Here is a 19,228-nt window from a genome sequence, read left to right on the forward strand (position 1 = left end):
TTTTCGTACCGAGGAGAGCCATGTCCCAGGACAGCCCTGCCCAGAAACAGTCCGTGAGCCACGTCCCGGCCGAGGACGACGCCGCCTACGACTACGACGTCGTGATCGTCGGTTCGGGCTTCGGCGGCGCGGTGTCGGCGCTCCGGCTGACCGAGAAGGGCTATCGCGTCGGCGTCCTGGAGGCCGGCCGCCGCTTCACCCCCGGCACGCTCCCCAAGACCTCCTGGGACCTGAAGAACTACCTCTGGGCCCCCGCGCTCGGACTCTTCGGCATCCAGCGCGTCCACCTCCTCGGCAACGTCATGGTGCTCGCGGGCGCCGGGGTCGGCGGCGGCTCGCTCAACTACGCCAACACGCTGTACGTGCCGCCCGCCCCGTTCTTCGAGGACCGCCAGTGGGCCTCGATCACCGACTGGCAGGACGAGCTGAAGCCGTACTACGACCAGGCCCGCCGGATGCTCGGGGTCCGCCTCAACCCGACCATGACCCCCTCCGACGTCCACCTCAAGGCCGCCGCCGAGGCGATGGGCGTCGGCGACACCTTCCACCTGGCCCCGGTCGGTGTCTTCTTCGGCGACGGCAAGGACGCCGACGGCACCGCGAAGGCCGAGCCGGGCGGCACCGTCCCCGACCCGTACTTCGGCGGCGCCGGACCCGCGCGCAAGGCCTGCACCGAGTGCGGCGAGTGCATGACCGGGTGCCGTCACGGGGCGAAGAACACCCTCAACGAGAACTACCTCCACCTCGCCGAGAAGGCCGGAGCGGTCATCCGCCCGATGACCTCCGTCGTCGCGGTCACCGAGGACCCCGAGGGCGGCTACCGCGTCCTCACCGTCCCCTCCGACCGCCGCCGGGCCAGGCCCACCCGGCTGCGCGCCCGCGAGGTCGTCGTCGCGGCGGGCACGTACGGCACCCAGAGCCTGCTGCACGCCATGAAGGACCGGGGGCTGCTGCCCCGGCTCTCCGCGCGGCTCGGCGAGCTGACCCGGACCAACTCCGAGTCCCTGGTGGGCGCCCAGACCAGCGACCGGCGCTACCGCAGGAAGCACGGCATCGCGAAGGCCGACTTCACCAAGGGCGTCGCGATCACCTCCTCCATCCACCCGGACGACGACACCCACATCGAGCCCGTCCGCTACGGCAAGGGCTCCAACGCCATGGGCGCCCTGTCGATATTCCAGGTGCCCCACGGAGCGCACCGGGTGCGCGGATGGCTCGTCAACATGGTCAAGCACCCGACGATCGCGGCCCGTTCGTTCTCCAACCACCACTGGTCGGAACGGACCATCATCGGCCTCGTCATGCAGTCCCTCGACAACTCCCTGACGACGTACCGCAAACCGGGCGGGCTCGGCAAGGGACTGCTCACCGCCCGCCAAGGCCACGGCGCGCCCAACCCGATCCAGATCCCGGAGGCCGCCCGCGGCGCCGACCTGCTCGCCGAGGAGATCAACGGCTTCGCCGGGTCCAACGTGGGCGAGCTGATGGGCACCCCGCTCACCGCCCACTTCCTCGGCGGCTGCCCGATCGGCGCCGACGCCGAGGAGGGCGTCATCGACCCGTACCACCGCCTCTACGGCCACCCCGGCATCAGCGTCGTCGACGGCTCCGCGGTCTCCGCCAACCTCGGCGTCAACCCCTCGCTGACCATCACCGCCCAGGCCGAGCGCGCCATGTCCTTCTGGCCCAACAAGGGCGAGGCCGACCCGCGCCCGGAACAGGGCGGGGCCTACGAACGGCTCACCCCCGTCGAGCCGTTCGCGCCCGCCGTGCCGAAGGAGGCGTTCGGGGCGCTGAGGCTGCCCTTCCTGGGCATCCCCGTCGTCCCGCCGAGGGGGACCACGGAGGCCGGGGCGGACGTCGAGGGGGTCGGGAACACCCCCGTACCCCATCCGTGATCCTCGCGCGGGCAGCGGTCCGCGGGGTTGCGCGGTCGAACCCGTACCGGCTCAACTGTCACAGCAGCCACACAGCTTGCGCTGCGCCACAGCTCCCCGCCGAGTACAGAGGTCCCGATGCCACGCTTGTCCCCGAGAACCGCACTGCGCCGCGCGGCGGGCACCTTCGCCGCCGCCGGCCTGCTCGCCGCGGCCGGGCTCACCGGGGCGGCGGCCCCGGTCCAGGCCGCCGCCCCGGTGTTCACCCTCGGCGGTCCCGCCGACACCGCCCTGCACCCCCACCCGTCCCCGCAGGACGGCGAGCCGCGTCCCGCCACGCTCGGCATCACCCTGCACAACCCGCACGAGAACGACGGGGGCGACGGGGGCGACGAGAACGCAGGGTACGAAGGGGCCTACACCCTCACCTTCGACCTCAGCGGCGTCGCGGGCGTCGCCGACGTCTCAACCGACGACGCGGACTGCGAGGTCACCGGAGCCGAGGCGGTCTGCGAGGAGCGGGACATCCGGCCCGGCCTCCAGGGCAGCAGCGAACTCCTGCTCACCGCCGCCGAGGGCAGCGCGGAGGGCGACACCGGCACCATCAAGGTGACCGGCCGGGCCGAGGGCGCGACGTTCACCCCGTTCACCGCCCGCGTCACCGTCGGCGGCCCCGACCTGGTCATGGAGGAACTGCCGCTGCGCACCGAGACGAAGGTGGGCGACCGGCAGCAGGCCCCGGTCACCTTCACCAATCGCGGCACCCGGGCCGCCGACGGCGTCCTGCTCGGCCTGGTCCACTCCCGCGGCATCGATATCCCGCAGCGCTACTCCAACTGCGAGTACACCGAGGACGCGAGCATGCCGGGCACCGGCTGGACCACCGCCCTCTGCTCCGTCCCGGGCTCCTTCGAGCCGGGCGGGACGTACACCCTGGCGACCCCGCTGACCCTGGAGACCACCACTCGGGCCCTCAACGACCTCTTCGTCTACCGCATCCACGAGGACAGCGCCGACCAGCGCACCGCCCTGCGCGCCGACGCCCCCTTCGAGCGGGGCACCGGCGGTGTGCTGACGGCGGTCCCGGCCAAGGACCGGGCGGACACCACGACCGCCGGGAAGCGCCGCGCGGCCGCCGGGGGCGGGGACCTGGAACCGGGGGACAACCAGCACGAGGCCGACTTCCGTACGAAGAACACCGCCGACTTCGTCGCGTACGGGGACGAGGTGACGGGAGCCGAGGGCTCCACGGTCACGGCCACCATCGGCTTCCGCAACGAGGGCCCGGCCTGGGTCGGCCACATCCGCTCCGGCGAGACCGTCGCCACCCTCGACTTCACCGTCCCCCCGGGCACGACCGTCACCGCGAAGCCGGACCGCTGCCGCGCGGTGACGGCGGGCGGCGGCCACCGGGAGGACCAGAAGAGCCCCGCGCCGCGCTACTTCTGCAACACCTCCACCACCGTGAAGGACCGCGGCGGCCTGGACCTGCCCTTCGGCCTGCGCGTCGACGAGAGCAGGATCGGCGCGTCCGGCAAGGTCACCATCCGCAGCCCCTGGCTCGTGGACCCCGCGCTGCCCTTCGACCCGGAGCCCGGCAACAACACCGCGTGGCTGGTCCTGAACGGTGAGGGCGGCGGCTCCGGAGGCCCGTCCGACGGGTCCGACGGCGGCTCCGGCGAGCCGTCCACCCCGTCGGCCCCGGACCCGGACGAGAGCGCTCCGGCGACCCCGGGCCCTTCGGCCTCCGACGCGTCCGCCACCTCCGGCGGGGGCCCGGCGGCCACGGCCGGGGGCTCCGGCGGAGGCGGCCTCGCGGCGACGGGTTCTGTGGCGCTCATCGCCTCGGGCGCGGCGGTCGCGGCGCTGGTGGCGGGCCTGGTGCTGTTCGTCGCGGGACGGCGAAGGGCCGCATGGCCGACGGTCTGACCGGAACGAGGAACCTGACCGGAACAGGAGATCTGACCGGGGCAGAGGAAGAGGGGAGCGGGCGGAGGGGGGAACGGCCTCCGCCCGGCACATCCTGAAACGTTCCGAAGCGGTCCGGACCGCTCGGAAACCTTCCGATGCGGCCGACCCGGGCGTCCCCGGGGTCGGCCGCATCGGGGTGACCGGGCCGCTGTCCCCTGCGGACCGGTCACATGAGCCGGTTCGTGGTCCCACGGCGCACCTCGCGGTGCGCCACACGTCCCGGCGGAGCCACGCGTGGTTTTCCTACCGGCGCCGCCCCTGGTTGGCACGGACACCGGGACCAACGAAGGCGGCGTCGTGCCGGTCACGCGCCGTACGGGTGAGACGGGTCCCGAACGCAGATACGGGCCGTGTCCGACGGGCGGAGAACCGTTCCCTCCCACCGCGACGCCCCGCCCCGCCGCCGTCCTGCGGTGCCCCGCCCCGCCGTCCTGCGGTCTCCCCGCTGTCCCGCCCCGCGGCTGCCCCGTCGCCCCGGCGCGCTCAGACCCGGCCGCGGCACAGCTCCAGCAGCGTCATCGCGAGCGCGGTGCCCGGCTTGCCCAGCGCGTCCCGGAAGTGGCCGAGCACGGCCGTCTCCCGGGAGAGGTTGACCCGGCGGCCGCCCGAGGTGATCCGGGCCTCCTGGATCACCGCCGAGACGGCCATCCGTTCCTGGACGAGGCCGATGATCCGGTCGTCGAGGCTGTCGATGCGCTCCCGGGCGCCGCCGATCAGGGCGGCGGCCTCGTCGGTGCGGGCTCCGGTGCGCTCGGCGGCGGTGGCCTCGGCGGTGGTGGCCTGGGCGGTGGTGGTGGTGTTCATGCTGGTGACTCCCGGTGGGTGGTAGCCCCCGGGGCCGCGGGCCCGGATACGCAGAACGCCCCGGGCCGTATGGCCCGGGGCGCCTGGAACGTTGCTCGTCAGTAGCTCAAGCAGCACGACCATGGCAGCCGGCGGGCCGGATGCCATAGGTAAAGACGAAGGTCGTGTGCTGACGCATGGGGGACAGTATGGCCCCGCCCCGGCGCGGTCACCAAAGCGCGGCCCGCATCGTGAGACGACCCCGAGGCGGCTCCCGGTGGCGCCCGGCCCGGCGGGGGGCACCCGTACGGCCGGTAGAATCGGCAGAACCGACCCCCTCATCACCGCCGGAAGGCCGCCCCGTGCCAGCAGCACCCCCCGCCGCCCCCGACACCACGGCCGACGTGGTCCTGGTTGTCGACTTCGGCGCGCAGTACGCCCAGCTCATCGCCCGCCGCGTCCGCGAGGCCCGGGTCTACAGCGAGATCGTCCCGTCCACCATGCCGGTGGCCGAGATGCTGGCCAGGAACCCGCGCGCGATCATCCTCTCCGGCGGCCCCTCGTCGGTGTACGCGCAGGGCGCGCCGTCCCTGGACCGGGCGCTGTTCGAGGCCGGGGTCCCGGTCTTCGGCATGTGCTACGGCTTCCAGCTGATGGCGACGGCGCTCGGCGGCACGGTCGACGACAACGGGGCCCGCGAGTACGGCCGTACCCCGCTGCACGTCACGAAGGCGGGCTCCACGCTCTTCGAGGGCACGCCCACCGAGCAGCCGGTGTGGATGTCGCACGGCGACGCCTGCTCCGCCGCCCCCGAGGGCTTCACCGTCACCGCCTCCACCGACGTGGTCCCGGTCGCGGCCTTCGAGAACGACGAGAAGAAGCTCTACGGCGTCCAGTACCACCCGGAGGTCATGCACTCGACCCACGGCCAGCAGGTCCTGGAGCACTTCCTCTACCGCGGCGCGGGCATCGAGCCGAACTGGACGACCACCAACGTGGTCGAGGAGCAGGTCGCCCTCATCCGCGAGCAGGTCGGCGACAAGCGCGCCATCTGCGGTCTCTCCGGCGGCGTCGACTCCGCCGTCGCGGCCGCCCTCGTCCAGAAGGCCATCGGCTCCCAGCTGACCTGCGTGTACGTCGACCACGGGCTGATGCGCAAGGGCGAGACCGAGCAGGTCGAGAAGGACTTCGTCGCCGCGACCGGGGCGAAGCTGAAGGTGGTCGACGCGGAGAAGCGCTTCCTCGACGCCCTGGCCGGGGTCTCGGACCCGGAGCAGAAGCGGAAGATCATCGGCCGCGAGTTCATCCGGGTCTTCGAGCAGGCCCAGCTGGAGATCCTCCAGGAGGAGGGCCCCGAGGTCGCCTTCCTCGTCCAGGGCACGCTCTACCCGGACGTCGTCGAGTCCGGCGGCGGCACCGGCACCGCCAACATCAAGTCCCACCACAACGTGGGCGGCCTTCCCGACGACATCGAGTTCCAGCTCGTGGAGCCGCTGCGCCAGCTGTTCAAGGACGAGGTCCGCATGGTCGGCCAGGAGCTGGGCCTGCCCGAGGAGATCGTCCAGCGCCAGCCCTTCCCCGGCCCCGGCCTCGGCATCCGCATCGTCGGCGAGGTCACCAAGGAGCGCCTCGACCTGCTCCGCGAGGCCGACGCCATCGCCCGCGAGGAGCTGACGGCGGCCGGTCTGGACCGTGACATCTGGCAGTGCCCGGTGGTCCTCCTCGCCGGTGTCCGCTCGGTCGGCGTCCAGGGTGACGGCCGCACCTACGGTCACCCGGTCGTGCTGCGCCCGGTCTCCTCCGAGGACGCCATGACGGCGGACTGGTCGCGCCTGCCGTACGAGACGCTGGCGAAGATCTCCACCCGCATCACCAACGAGGTCGCCGACGTCAACCGCGTCGTCCTCGACGTGACGAGCAAGCCGCCGGGGACGATCGAGTGGGAGTGACCCCTCCCGCCCCCTGAGAGCCCACACGCCGACGGTCTCCGGGGAGCCCCGGGTCAACGCCGATGCCGTCGCTCATTTGTCCGGGCGGCGGCATCGTCGTATCTCATGGGTACGCTGAGTGAAGAGACGAGACTCCGGCGTATCGGCCCTTCTCGCGCACGTTCCTGCGGATCTGGACGTCGACCGGGAGATGACCATCAGGCTGGACTCCGGCAACCGCCCGGAGCCCGGTCTGCTGGTGTACCGGGCCGAGGCCGACACCGGCGCCGACCCGCCGCCCGCGCCAGGCTCCCCGGGCAGGTCCGCCGAGGAGGTCCGCGCGCTCCTGCCCGCCGCCGGTCCCGGACCCGCCGCCGGGAACGACCGCCTCAGCTGGAGCACTCCGCTCTCCGACTGAACCGCGCGGAGCCGTCCCTCTTCTCACCCGTCCCACCCGGCGGTAACTTCCGGTCCCGTACGCCCTGGGAGAGCCACGCCCCGGAGAACGTGAGGAGCCGCCATGTCCGAGCCCGTGCCCGCCGCCCCCGCTCCGATCCCCGTCGAACAGCTCCAGTTCGCGATGCCGCCCGTCCACGCCTCGCCGGGCGAGGAACGCGCGTACCGCAGGGAGCGGCTGGCGGGCGCGCTGCGGCTGTTCGGGGAGCTCGGGTACGAGGACGGGGTGTCCGGCCACATCACCGTGCGCGATCCGGAGCTGGAGGACTGCTTCTGGGTCAACCCGTTCGGCGCGCCCTTCTCCGACGTCACCCCGGGGGACCTGATCCTCGTCAACGGCGACGGGCAGGTTCTGCGGGGCCGTTTCCACGTCAACCAGGCCGCGTTCGCCGTGCACGCGGCGGTGCACCGGGCCCGGCCGGACACGGTGGCCGTCGTGCACACCCACTCCGTGCACGGCCGGGCGCTCGCCGCGCTCGGCGAGCCGGTCGAACCGATCACCCAGGAATCCTGCGCCTTCTACGAGGACCACGCGCTGTTCGACGCGTACACGGGCGTCGTCGTGGACGAGGAGGAGGGGCGGCGGATCGCCGGGACCCTCGGGCCGCACAAGGCGATCATCCTGCGCAACCACGGGCTGCTGACCGTCGGGGACTCCGTGGACGCGGCCGCCTGGTGGTTCCTGACCCTGGAACGCGCCTGCCAGGTGCAGCTGCTGGCACGGGCCGCCGGGAAGCCCGTCCTCATCGCCCACCGGGACGCCGTCACCACCCGCGAACACCTCGGCAGCGACCTGGTGGCCTGGATCAACTACCAGCCCCTGTGGCAGCGGATCAGTCGAACATTCTGACGCCCATCGTCGGCCGGCCGCCCCGATGCGGCACGCCCCCGCTTGGTGCGGCACAATTCGCTGACATCACAAGTGAGTTGGCTGGACCGGGGCGGGAAAGGGCGTAATCCTCCGTGGCGTTGGACGAGGCGAGGACGGGCGGCGGCCACGGAGGCGGCTGCACCTGCGGGGACTGCCCGCACGGGGCACGCGAGGGACACCGGCGCGCGGTGGCGGCCTTCCTCGCCCGGCGCGACGAACTCGCCGCCGGGAAGGGGCTGCCCGCCGGGGTCGCCCAGTCCGCGTCCGCGTCCCGGCAGTGGGTCTCCGACGAGCTGACCGGCTCCGCCAGGACCGTCGCGGAGACGGCCAGGGCGGCCGGGGACGCCTGGCTCCACCGGGTGTGGCGGTCCACGCTGTTCACCGTCTGGGGTGCGGCCGGGGCCCTGCTCCTGGGAACCTGCGCCACCGCGATCGGGGCCGGCTGGTCGACCGCCCGCACCGCCGCACTGCTCGCCGCCCTCGCCACCGCCGCGCTGCTCACCGTCGCCGCCCGCTTCCACCGGGCCCGCGGCGGCCTCCTCGCCCCGCTGATCGGCGAGGACAACCGGCTCTCCACCTCCCGCACGGTCGCCGCCTCCTGGGTGCTGCTCGCCGTGTTCGCCGTCCTCGTCCTCGCCCTGCAACTGGCGGGGGCCTCCGACCCGGCCGACCGGGACGCGCTGATCGAGGGCCTCGACCTCGTGCGCTCCGCCGGGGTGGTGAGCGTGCTGGCGCTGGTGTGCGCGGTGGCCGTCGTGGTGCGCCGCGTGGTGACCGTACGGGTGCTGGGCCAGCGGCTCCAGAAGCTGCGCGCGGACCGGCCGCGCGCAGCCGACCTGCTCACCGACGACGCCGGGCGCGGGTCGTTCACCGATGTGCAGTACGTGCTGGTCAGCGCCGTCGCCGTGCTGTTCGCGGCGGTCCGCCTGGCCCGCCGCCCCGAGCAGCTGCCCGACCTGCCGTGGGGGCTCGCGCTGCTGGTGGCGGTCTCGGCGGCGACCTACTTCGCCGGGAAGTACGCCGAGGGCGGCCGCCCGGTGGTGCTGTCGGTGGTGCGGGCCCGGGAGGCGGGGGACCTGGACGGCGCGATCCGTACCGGTGACGACATCGAGATCCGGGGCGCGGGCTTCGTACCGCCGGGCGCGGGCGCCCCCGACCGGCTGGCGCGGCTCGTCGTGCGGATCGGGACGGTCCATGTCCACGTCCCGCTGATCCCGGTCGCCGGGGGCTTCGCCAACCCGACCGACACCGTCCTCACCGTGCCCGTCCCGGTCGAGGTCGAGCCGGGCGCCGTCGACGTCCAGGTCGTCACCGCCGCCGGGGTGGAGACCAACCGCTGCCCGATCGACGTCACGGACTGACCGGCGCCCCGGAAACGGACTGACCGGCCGCCTCGGAAAGGGGTGAGCGGCACGGGCCGCCGCGCATTTCTCCGGCCGATCACGTCCCCACCCTGGTGAGCGGCGCCCCGAAGGCGTACGTATGGTCCCAGTGACGGGACGTCGGGAGGCGGGCAGCGGTGATGAACGGTTACGGCGACAACGGTTCGAACGGGCTGGGCGAGCGCGGGACGCTGAGAGAGCGGGCGGGGCTCCTCGCCCTGCTGCCGCTGCGGCTCTTCCTCGGCGTCACCTTCGTCTACGCGGGCCTGGACAAGCTCACCGACAGCGGCTTCCTCGCCGCCGACGGCGCCGGGTCCATCGGCGAGATGATGCGCGGGGTGCGCGACTCCTCCGCGATCCCCGCCCTCGTCGACCTGGCGCTCAAGAGCCCCGAGGGCTTCGGCTACGCCATCGCGATCGGTGAACTCCTCGTGGGCCTCGGCACCCTCGTCGGGCTCTGGGCCCGGCTCGCGGCGCTGGGCGGGGCGCTGATCTCGCTCAGCCTGTGGCTGACCGTGAGCTGGCAGGCCACCCCCTACTACTACGGCAACGACCTGCCCTATCTGGTGGCGTGGCTGCCGCTGCTGCTCGCGGGGGCCCCGATGTTCTCCGCCGACGCCTTCCTCACCGAGCGCCGCCGCCGGATCAGGTAGGCCGCCCAGGTCACCGTCGCGGCCAGCCCCAGCCCGCCGAGGAACAGCGGGAGGACGAACGTCCAGGGGACCTCCCACGCCCCGGCGGCGTCCGCCGCGTACCCGGCGGCCAGACCCAGCATCACCAGGCCCGCCACCGCCCGCCCCGGCCGGAACTCATGACGCAGCACGGGTGACCTCCACCTGTCCGATGCCCACTTCCACCACCAGCTCGATCACCCCGGCGGGCTTCGAGCCCCCGGGCGGCGGCAGCGTACGCTCCCGCGTCTCGTCGTTGTTGATCCGGACCTGCACCCGCCGTCCCTCCTCCAGCCGGATCTCCCCGAGACCCGCCTCGGCGCGCACCTTCACCGTCGCGTTCTCCGGCACGACGACGAGCGCCCGGCCCGCCGCCACGTCCAGCCCCGTGCGCACCGTCCCGCCCTTCGGCACCTCCAGCCCGGACAGGTCCAGCCGGGCCTCGCCGGTGCGCAGTGCGTAGCGCGGCTCGACGGCGGTCACCGAGGCGGGCCGCCACTTCTGGCGCGCCCAGGAGGTGTCGATGTCCTTCGGCAGCGCCGCCGCGCCCGCCAGCAGGCCCGCCGTGACCATCGCCATGAACACCGTGCCGACACCGGTGCGGCCCAGCACCGAGGCGACCAGCAGACCGAGCCCGAACACGGCGAGCGCGGCGACCAGCCCGATCTGGAGGGCGGTGCCCAGCGGCTGCTGATCCCAGCTCAGCCCCGTGCCCAGCCCCGCCGCCACCAGCGCGGCCAGGAGGACCGGGCCGCCGACCGAGCGCGGGCCGGACGGCGCGGGCGGGCGCGGCGACCGGAACGGGGCGTCCGCGCTGGGCCGCCCGGCCCGTGCCGCCGCCGCGTCCGTGTCCGCCGGGCCCCACAGATACCCGGAGCCCACCGGCCCGGTCGTGCCGTCCTTGACGATCGGGTCCCGCCACCACGACGGGCCGCCCGGTGCCGGCGGGGCCTTCACCTCCGGCGGGGGCGCGCCGAGCCCGCCGGTGTGCGCGGGGCCGGGCGGGGCGGCCGGAGCGCCGGGCGGGGCCGCCGGGTCCTCCGGCCTGCGGGACTGCGTCCATACGGAGAACCCGACCACGGCCACCGCCAGCAGCGCGGCGAACGCCAGCATCCCCCGGTTGTGCAGCATCGACAGGAACAGCCCGCAGCCGATCAGCGCCAGCAGCAGCGCCACCAGCGACGCCCCGTCGACCCGCCCCGACAGCAGCTTGCGCGCCTCGTTCTCCTCCTCGCCCTCGGCGGGCAGCAGCAGCCAGGCGAAGCCGTAGAAGATCAGCCCGACGCCCCCGGTCACCGACAGCACACCGACCACGATCCGGAAGATCACCGGGTCCACGTCGCAGTACCGGCCCAGCCCGCCGCACACCCCGGCGACGACCTTCTGCCGGGGGGTGCGCCGCAGCTGGGGCTTCGGCGCGTCGGGGGGCGCGACGCCGGGAGCGGCGTCCGAGGGAGCGGTCATGCCTCCATGGTGACGGTCCGGACCGCCCGCCGGGACCCGCCCCGACCCTGGACGGTCCCTGATATTGCCCGCGTACGGCCCTGAAGGGCACCCGGCGGCGGCACCCCGGCCGCGTATGCGGAACCGGGCGCGCCGGGGCACCGAGGCAGACGCGAAGGGCCGCACGCCCCGACGCGTGCGGGCCGGACCGTCGGGGAGGGGCGTCACCACCACCCACGGCAGGGGGGACAGCATCAGGGTCACTTCGGGGGCTGACCCTGATGCCGCCCGGCGGCCGCGCGTGTGACGATCGGGGTATGCCAGCCGCCACCGCCCGAGCCGCCAGCTCCCTCGCCGCCGACCCGGACGAGGCGCCGCTGCGCAAGCTCTACCGCAGCGCCGACGGACGGCTGCTCGGCGGCGTCGCGCGCGGACTGGCCGGCCATCTGGGGCTGCCGGTCGTCTGGGTGCGGCTCGTCTTCCTCGGGCTGTTCCTCACCGACGGGCTCGGGGCCCTGCTCTACGCGGTGTTCTGGATCGTCGTCCCGCTCGGCGTCGGGGGCGTCGAGCCCGCCCGTTCGGTGTTCGAGACCGTCGCGGAGGGCCGCCGCAGGCTCCGCAAGCCGGACCGGGGGCAGGTCTTCGCCCTGGTCGCCCTCGCGGTCGGGGCCGTCGCCTACTTCGTCAACGTCGACATGGGCGGCGAGACCGGCCGCTACATCTGGCCCACCCTCATGATCGGCGCGGGCTCCGTGCTGGTCTGGCGGCAGGCGGACAACGCCCGCCGGGCCCGCTGGATGGAGGTCGGCCGCAACCGCGGGCTGCTCCACCTCGCCCGGACCCTCGCCGGAGTCGCCCTGGTCGGTCTCGGCCTCGCCGTCTTCCTCGTCGTGCGCGGCTCGGCCGCCCAGCTGGGCAACGTGCTGACCGCCGCCATCGCCGTCCTGACCGGCATCTTCCTGCTCGCGGGCCCCTACCTCGTGCGGATGACCCAGGACCTCTCCGAGGAGCGTCTGATGCGCATCCGCGCCCAGGAGCGGGCCGAGGTCGCCGCCCACGTGCACGACTCGGTGCTGCACACCCTCACCCTGATCCAGCGCAACGCCGACGACGGCGGCGAGGTCAGACGCCTGGCCCGCGCCCAGGAGCGCGAGCTGCGCAACTGGCTCTACAACCCCGAGGGCACCGGCAAGGACGAGGACGACGAGCCGGAGACCCTCGCCGAGGCGGTGAAGCGGTCCGCCGCCGAGGTCGAGGACCAGCACGGCGTGCCGCTGGAGGTCGTGGTCGTCGGCGACTGCCCGCTCGACGAGAAGCTGGCCGCGCAGATGCAGGCCGCGCGCGAGGCGATGGTCAACGCCGCCAAGTACGGTGGCGAGGGCGGGGCGGTGCAGGTCTTCGCCGAGGTCGAGGGCCGCACGGTCTTCGTGTCCGTACGGGACCGGGGCCCCGGGTTCGACCTGGACGAGGTTCCCGGCGACCGGATGGGCGTACGAGAATCAATCATCGGCCGGATGCAGCGCAACGGCGGCACCGCTCGGCTGCGTCCGGTGCCCGGCGGGGGCACCGAGGTCGAGCTGGAGATGGAGAGGGCGGGCGAATGACCGAGAACACCGAAGCCACCGGGGGCCCGGAGCGACGGGTACGGGTCGTGCTCGTCGACGACCACCGGATGTTCCGCACGGGCGTGCAGGCCGAGATCGGCCGCACCGAGCAGACCGGCGTCGAGGTGGTCGGCGAGGCCGCCGACGTCGACCAGGCGGTCACCGTCATCACCGCGACCCGCCCCGAGGTCGTCCTCCTCGACGTCCACCTCCCGGGCGGCGGCGGCGTCGAGGTGCTGCGCCGGTGCGCCCCGCTGATGGGCGCCGCCGAGGACCCGGTCCGCTTCCTCGCGCTGTCCGTGTCGGACGCCGCCGAGGACGTCATCGGGGTCATCCGGGGCGGCGCGCGCGGCTACGTCACGAAGACCATCACCGGCACCGACCTGGTCGACTCCATCTTCCGGGTCCAGGAGGGCGACGCGGTCTTCTCGCCCCGCCTGGCCGGGTTCGTCCTGGACGCCTTCGCCTCCACGGACGCCCCGCCGGTCGACGAGGACCTGGACCGTCTCACCCAGCGCGAGCGCGAGGTGCTGCGGCTGATCGCCCGGGGCTACGCCTACAAGGAGATCGCCAAGCAGCTGTTCATCTCGGTCAAGACGGTCGAGTCGCACGTCTCGGCGGTGCTGCGCAAGCTCCAGCTCTCCAACCGGCACGAGCTGACCCGCTGGGCCACGGCCCGCCGCCTGGTCTGACCCGGGGGCAGGACCTCCCCTACGCCACCCGGGTCGCGCCCGCGAACGGCATCTGGTCGATGGGGGCGACCCGGACCGGCGCGCCGGGGCGCGGCGCGTGGATCATCTGCCCGCCGCCGATGTAGAGCCCGACATGGCTGATCCCGGAGTAGAAGAACACCAGGTCGCCGGGGGCCAGTTGGGAGCGCGGAACCCGCTGCCCGGCGTTGATCTGGGTGTAGGTGGTGCGCGGCAGGCCGACGCCCGCCGCTCTCCAGGCCGCCTGGGTCAGCCCCGAGCAGTCGAAGGCATCGGGGCCGGTCGCGCCCCAGACGTACGGCTTGCCGATCGCCCCGCGCGCGAAGGCGATGGCCTGGGCGGCGCGGCCGTTCGGCGCGGCGGCCACGGCGCGGCCGGTGGAGCGGTCGGCGTGCGCGGGGCCGCCGCCGTGCCGGTCGTCGGCGTGCCGTTCGTACGCCGCGCGCTCGTCGGCGGTCAGGGTGGCCAGGAGCTTGCGGGCGTCGGCCAGTCTGGTGCGGATCGCGGTGCGGTGCTCGTGCAGTTCGGCGCGGCGGGCGGCCAGCGTCGCGGTCTCCCGGTCGGCGCGCTTCTTGACCTCGGCGATACGGGAGACCTGCCGCCGGATGCCGTTCAGGACACCGCGCTGACGGTCGCCCGCCCGGTCGAGGTAGGCGGCGCGCTCCAGGTAGGAGTCCGGGTCGGAGGAGAGGGCCAGCTGCACGGCCGGGTCGAGCGTCCCGGTGCGGTACTGCGCGGTGGCCAGCGAACCGAGCGCGTTGCGGGCGGTGTTGAGGCGGCCGGTGCGGCGGGCGGCCTCCTCGGTCAGGGCGTCCACGGACCGGGTGGCGGCGGCCGCCTTCTCCTTCGCCCCGTTGTACTTCTCGGTGGCGACCTCGGCGTCGTGGTAGAGCCGGTCGACCTTGGCCCGCACCTGGGCGGCGGAGGGGGTGGCCGGTTCGGGGGGGGCGGCCCCGGCCCCGGTGACCGACCCGGCGGTGGCGGCCCCGGCGAGCGCCAGGGTGGCGGCGGTGCGGGCGGCGGGGCCGGTGAGCGGGCGCTGCCTGGGTTTTCGGTGAGCTGGTGTCCGGTGCGCGGCCACGGGGGCGCCATCCTTCCTGTCGGCTGCCCGCCGGGGGATGCCGACAGGTCCGGGATGGACGCTAGATCCAGGCGCGGGGAAAGGAGTCGCCATGACAGCTATTGCCCTGATGTGATGTTTCGCCGGTCACGAATGATCACCGGTACCGCTGCCTTCCTGGCCTCGGGTGCCAGGTGCCGGGTCCCGGGGCCCTACGCCGGGCGCACGCTTCCGTAGATCGGCATGGAGTAGACCGACTCCTCGCGCACGTTCGCCCCCGGCTTCGGGGCGTGGATCATCATGCCGCCGCCCTTGTAGATGCCGACGTGGCTGATGTCGTCGTAGAAGAAGACCAGGTCGCCCGGTGCGAGGTCGGAGGTGGCGACCCGGGTGCCGGTCTTCACCTGGTCCCAGGTGGTCCGGGGCAGGTCCACGCCCGCCTCCCGCCACGCCGCCTGGGTCAGCCCCGAGCAGTCGTACGAGGACGGGCCCGAGGCTCCCCACACGTACGGCTTCCCGATCTGGGCGCGGGCGAAGGCCAGCACCTTCTCCGCCTTGGCGGCGTAACCGCTCCCGGTACCGCTGCCGCCTCCGGTGCCCGTGCCGCTGCCGGTGCCCGTGCCGCCGCCCGAGCCCGGCCCCGTGCCGCCGCCGGACTCCCTCGCGGCCTCCTCGCGGGCCCGCTCCTCGGCCTCGGCCCGCTCCTTCGCCTCGGCGGCCTGCCTGCGGGCCAGCCGCTCCGCCTTCTCCCTGGCCTCCGCCTCCTTCCTGCGCTCCAGCTCCGCCAGCCGCGCCTTCTCCGCCGCGGTCAGCCGGGAGAGCAGGCCCCGGGCCTCGGTGAGCTTGGTCTGCACGTCCCTCTTGCCGGCGGCGAGCGCGGCCTGCGTCTCGGTGAGGCTCTCCAGGCTCCGGACCGCCTCCGCACGCTTCCTCGCCGCCGACGCCTGCTGCGTCCGGACGTCCTCCACGGCCCGCTGCTGGCGCTCGGTCACCCGGTTCATCAGCTGGTCCTGGTCGAAGTACTCCTGCGGGTCGTCCGCCAGGAAGAACGTCGCCGTGGGGGCGATCCCGCCGCTGCGGTACTGCGCGGCCGCGTAGGAGCCCAGCGCCCTGCGCGCCTCGTTGATCTTCTCGGCCCGCTTCGCCACCTCGGTGAGCAGCGCGTCGACCTTCTTCTGCTGGGACGCGGCGGAGACCCTGGCCCGGTTGTACTCCTGGGTCGCGGCGCCCGCCTGCCGGTAGAGGGCGTCGACCTTCTTCTGGACGTCCTCGACGGCGGGCTTCGGTTCGGCGGGGGCGGCCGTCGCGCTCTGCGTGGAGAGCAGGGTGACGGAGGCCAGCGCGGCCGTGGTGAACCCGATGGCGGGTGTGGCGGTGCGCACGTTCGCGCGCGGCTTGCGATGCGATGCCAAGGCAGGCATCTCCTTCCGTGGACCGCCTACCGGGTTAGCTGTCGGGTTCGGACGGAACGGAAGGCTGTCCTACGGTCCGGACGGGGGAGGTACGGACCGATTCACCCCGGTGCTGCGTGTGGGTCCCCGGTTCCGGACCACCGCGAGGGCGGGCCGGATTCGGCAGAGGTGTCCGTCAGGCGTGGTTCGCCTCAGGGAGGTACGGATCACCTGAGCGAGCACGCTAGCCAAAGCGCCCCGCCGCTGGGAAGGACGATGAGCGATATGCCCGATACATTTTCGTGACCTTTCCGGACCCGGGCCGCCCGCACCCCCTCCGACCGGGCACTCCCGCACGGAACGTGGGCGTCCGATCCCCGTGCGTACGGGTGAGGGGCGGGCGATTCGCCGGTGCGGGCTGCCGCTCCCGACCGCTTCCCGGCTTCGGCGGAACGTTGTCGGTCCGGCCGCCTAGACTCGGTAGGCGATGAGCAGCCTCTTTGACGACAACTTCCTGACCGCCCTCCAGTCCGCGGGGGACGGCCCTCCGCCGCCGCCCGAGGACCACGCACCCGAAGCGGTGCCGGAGGGACTCTTCGAGGGCGACTTCGACGCGCCCCCGCCGCCCCGCGACGGGTATTACCGCGACGGCCACCCCCGCCCGGTGATCGACTCCGCGGCGCTGCTCGACGGGCTGAACACCGAGCAGCGCGCCGCCGTGACGCACGCCGGGTCCCCGCTGCTCATCGTCGCCGGGGCCGGCTCCGGCAAGACCCGGGTGCTCACCCACCGCATCGCCCATCTGCTGGCCGAGCGCGGGGTCCACCCCGGGCAGATCCTCGCGATCACCTTCACCAACAAGGCCGCGGGCGAGATGAAGGAGCGCGTCGAGCAGCTGGTCGGCCCGCGCGCCAACGCCATGTGGGTCATGACCTTCCACAGCGCGTGCGTCCGCATCCTGCGCCGGGAGTCGAAGAAGCTCGGCTTCACCTCGTCGTTCTCGATCTACGACGCCGCCGACTCCAAGCGCCTGATGGCCCTGGTCTGCCGCGACCTCGACCTGGACCCCAAGCGCTACCCGCCGAAGTCCTTCACCGCCAAGGTCTCCAACCTCAAGAACGAGCTCATCGACGAGGAGACCTTCGCCGGACAGGCCACCGACGGCTTCGAGAAGACCCTCGCCCAGGCGTACTCGCTCTACCAGGCCCGGCTGCGCGAGGCCAACGCCCTGGACTTCGACGACATCATCATGACGACGGTCCACCTCCTCCAGGCCTTCCCGGACGTCGCCGAGCACTACCGCCGCCGCTTCCGCCACGTCCTGGTCGACGAGTACCAGGACACCAACCACGCCCAGTACACCCTGGTGCGCGAGCTGGTCGGCCCGGCCGGGGAGCACGACGCCCCCGCCGAGCTGTGCGTGGTGGGCGACGCGGACCAGTCGATCTACGCCTTCCGGGGCGCGACCATCCGCAACATCCTCCAGTTCGAGGAGGACTACCCGGACGCGAGGACGATCCTCCTGGAGCAGAACTACCGCTCCACCCAGACGATCCTCTCCGCCGCCAACGCGGTCATCGAGCGCAACGAGAGCCGCCGCCCCAAGAACCTCTGGACCAACGCCGGCTCCGGCGCCCGGATCACCGGCTACGTCGCGGACACCGAGCACGACGAGGCCCAGTTCGTCGCCGAGGAGATCGACCGCCTCACCGACCAGGGCGACGCGAAGGCGGGCGACGTCGCCGTCTTCTACCGGACCAACGCCCAGTCCCGCGTCTTCGAAGAGATCTTCATCCGCGTCGGCCTGCCCTACAAGGTCGTCGGCGGCGTGCGCTTCTACGAGCGCAAGGAGGTCCGGGACGTCCTGGCCTACCTCCGGGTCCTCGCCAACCCCGAGGACAGCGTCCCGCTCCGCCGCATCCTCAACGTGCCCAAGCGCGGTATCGGCGACCGCGCCGAAGCGATGATCGACGCCCTGTCGCTGCGCGAGAAGATCTCCTTCCCGCAGGCGCTGCGCCGCGTCGACGAGGCGTACGGCATGGCCGCGCGGTCCGCCAACGCCGTCAAGCGGTTCAACACGCTGATGGAGGAGCTGCGCACCATCGTCGAGTCCGGCGCCGGTCCCGCCGTCGTCCTGGAAGCCGTCCTGGAGCGCACGGGCTATCTGGCCGAGCTCCAGGCCTCCACCGACCCGCAGGACGAGACCCGCATCGAGAACCTCCAGGAACTCGCCGCCGTGGCCCTGGAGTTCGAGCAGGAACGCGGCGACGAGGAGGGGGCTGGCACGCTCGCGGAGTTCCTGGAGAAGGTCGCGCTGGTCGCCGACTCCGACCAGATCCCCGACGAGGACGAGGACGGCTCCGGCGTCATCACCCTGATGACCCTGCACACGGCGAAGGGCCTGGAGTTCCCGGTCGTCTTCCTCACCGGCATGGAGGACGGCGTCTTCCCGCACATGCGGGCCCTCGGACAGACCAAGGAGCTGGAGGAGGAGCGCCGCCTCGCCTACGTCGGCATCACCCGCGCCCGCGAACGCCTCTACCTCACCCGGGCCTCGATGCGCAGCGCCTGGGGACAGCCCTCCTACAACCCGCCCTCGCGGTTCCTGGAGGAGATCCCGGACGAGCACCTGGACTGGAAGCGCAAGGGCCCGATGGCCGCCCCGGCCGGACCGACCTCGGGCATCTCCTCCTCGCTCTCCGCCTCCCGCTCCCGCTCCGGCCCCTCGGGCTTCGCGACCCGCCGCTCCTCCGAGAAGCCGGTCGTCGCCCTGGCGGTGGGGGACCGGGTCACGCACGACCAGTTCGGCCTGGGCACGGTGACAGCCGTCGAGGGCGCGGGCGACCAGGCCAAGGCGACGGTGGACTTCGGGGACGAGCGCCCCAAGAAGCTGCTCCTGCGGTACGCGCCGGTCGAGAAGCTGTAGAGCCCGTAGGGCCGTCAGGCCGCGGGGCGGTCTTCCGACCGTGGAGCTGGCTGTCACGTGGAAACGGGTGAGGGGGAGGGCCGCGAAGCCCTCCCCCTCACCCGTTGGCCGTCTGCCGTTCCGTCGGTCCGGATGCGTCAGGCCGGATTCCTCAG

At 73.4% G+C, this 19,228-nt stretch carries 15 protein-coding genes and 1 riboswitch; of the genes, 10 read left to right on the forward strand and 5 right to left on the reverse strand.

Translation table 11 applies throughout. The features are described 5' to 3' along the window. Window positions 1–20: 20 nt before the first annotated feature. A complete protein-coding gene (locus tag ACIRRU_RS06375) occupies window positions 21–1,898 on the forward strand; it encodes a GMC oxidoreductase (protein ID WP_403676782.1) in 1,878 nt (625 codons plus the stop codon). Between the two features lie 117 nt (window positions 1,899–2,015). Further along, window positions 2,016–3,806, forward strand: coding sequence for a peptidase (locus ACIRRU_RS06380; protein ID WP_403676784.1), 1,791 nt, complete (start codon window positions 2,016–2,018; stop codon window positions 3,804–3,806). A gap of 525 nt (window positions 3,807–4,331) precedes the next feature. Here the strand turns inward: ACIRRU_RS06380 and ACIRRU_RS06385 are convergent. Next, complete coding sequence (locus ACIRRU_RS06385) at window positions 4,332–4,652, reverse strand: chorismate mutase (RefSeq protein ID WP_403676787.1); 321 nt, start codon at window positions 4,650–4,652, stop codon at window positions 4,332–4,334. Between the two features lie 341 nt (window positions 4,653–4,993). On the opposite strand from ACIRRU_RS06385, the gene guaA reads away from it, so the two are divergent. From guaA to ACIRRU_RS06410, 5 genes are all read left to right on the forward strand, one after another. After that, window positions 4,994–6,580, forward strand: a complete 1,587-nt coding sequence (guaA, locus tag ACIRRU_RS06390; RefSeq protein WP_363200571.1) for a glutamine-hydrolyzing GMP synthase — start codon at window positions 4,994–4,996, stop codon at window positions 6,578–6,580. A gap of 118 nt (window positions 6,581–6,698) precedes the next feature. Next, complete coding sequence (locus ACIRRU_RS06395; RefSeq protein WP_403676791.1) at window positions 6,699–6,977, forward strand: hypothetical protein; 279 nt, start codon at window positions 6,699–6,701, stop codon at window positions 6,975–6,977. 102 nt (window positions 6,978–7,079) lie between these two features. Further along, a complete protein-coding gene (locus tag ACIRRU_RS06400) occupies window positions 7,080–7,865 on the forward strand; it encodes a class II aldolase/adducin family protein (protein WP_403676794.1) in 786 nt (261 codons plus the stop codon). A 113-nt stretch (window positions 7,866–7,978) separates the two neighbouring features. Continuing rightward, window positions 7,979–9,247, forward strand: a complete 1,269-nt coding sequence (locus ACIRRU_RS06405; RefSeq protein ID WP_403676797.1) for a hypothetical protein — start codon at window positions 7,979–7,981, stop codon at window positions 9,245–9,247. 161 nt (window positions 9,248–9,408) lie between these two features. Then, window positions 9,409–9,921, forward strand: a complete 513-nt coding sequence (locus ACIRRU_RS06410; protein WP_363200573.1) for a DoxX family protein — start codon at window positions 9,409–9,411, stop codon at window positions 9,919–9,921. Here ACIRRU_RS06410 and ACIRRU_RS06415 read toward each other — a convergent pair. Both ACIRRU_RS06415 and ACIRRU_RS06420 read right to left on the reverse strand, forming a co-directional pair. Next, a complete protein-coding gene (locus ACIRRU_RS06415; protein ID WP_363200574.1) occupies window positions 9,828–10,091 on the reverse strand; it encodes a hypothetical protein in 264 nt (87 codons plus the stop codon). The genes ACIRRU_RS06410 and ACIRRU_RS06415 overlap by 94 nt on opposite strands. Then, on the reverse strand, window positions 10,078–11,403 hold the full coding sequence (locus tag ACIRRU_RS06420; RefSeq protein WP_403676801.1) for a PspC domain-containing protein: 1,326 nt from the start codon (window positions 11,401–11,403) through the stop codon (window positions 10,078–10,080). Before ACIRRU_RS06420 ends, ACIRRU_RS06415 begins: the two co-directional genes overlap by 14 nt. A 296-nt stretch (window positions 11,404–11,699) precedes the next feature. On the opposite strand from ACIRRU_RS06420, the gene ACIRRU_RS06425 reads away from it, so the two are divergent. Together ACIRRU_RS06425 and ACIRRU_RS06430 are read left to right on the forward strand one after the other, a co-directional pair. Continuing rightward, window positions 11,700–12,986, forward strand: a complete 1,287-nt coding sequence (locus ACIRRU_RS06425) for a PspC domain-containing protein (protein ID WP_403676803.1) — start codon at window positions 11,700–11,702, stop codon at window positions 12,984–12,986. Beyond that, entirely contained in the window at window positions 12,983–13,678 is a 696-nt protein-coding gene (locus ACIRRU_RS06430; protein ID WP_403676807.1) for a LuxR C-terminal-related transcriptional regulator, read from the forward strand. The genes ACIRRU_RS06425 and ACIRRU_RS06430 overlap by 4 nt, the downstream gene beginning before the upstream one ends. Before the next feature lie 19 nt (window positions 13,679–13,697). Here ACIRRU_RS06430 and ACIRRU_RS06435 read toward each other — a convergent pair whose 3' ends face one another. Then, window positions 13,698–14,777 (reverse strand): NlpC/P60 family protein, encoded by a 1,080-nt coding sequence (locus tag ACIRRU_RS06435; protein WP_403676810.1) that lies wholly within the window; start codon window positions 14,775–14,777, stop codon window positions 13,698–13,700. Window positions 14,778–14,968: 191 nt separating this feature from the next. After that, window positions 14,969–16,177: an NlpC/P60 family protein gene (locus tag ACIRRU_RS06440; RefSeq protein ID WP_403676813.1), complete on the reverse strand. Its 1,209-nt coding sequence runs from the start codon at window positions 16,175–16,177 to the stop codon at window positions 14,969–14,971. Then, a riboswitch (cyclic di-AMP (ydaO/yuaA leader) is annotated at window positions 16,176–16,343 on the reverse strand. (Overlaps the previous gene by 2 nt.) A 291-nt stretch (window positions 16,344–16,634) precedes the next feature. Here ACIRRU_RS06440 and pcrA point away from each other — a divergent pair. Further along, window positions 16,635–19,073, forward strand: a complete 2,439-nt coding sequence (pcrA, locus tag ACIRRU_RS06445) for a DNA helicase PcrA (protein ID WP_403676816.1) — start codon at window positions 16,635–16,637, stop codon at window positions 19,071–19,073. Window positions 19,074–19,228: the final 155 nt, after the last annotated feature.

This window comes from Streptomyces sp. NPDC101181 (assembly GCF_044767975.1).
GTDB lineage: Bacteria > Actinomycetota > Actinomycetes > Streptomycetales > Streptomycetaceae > Streptomyces.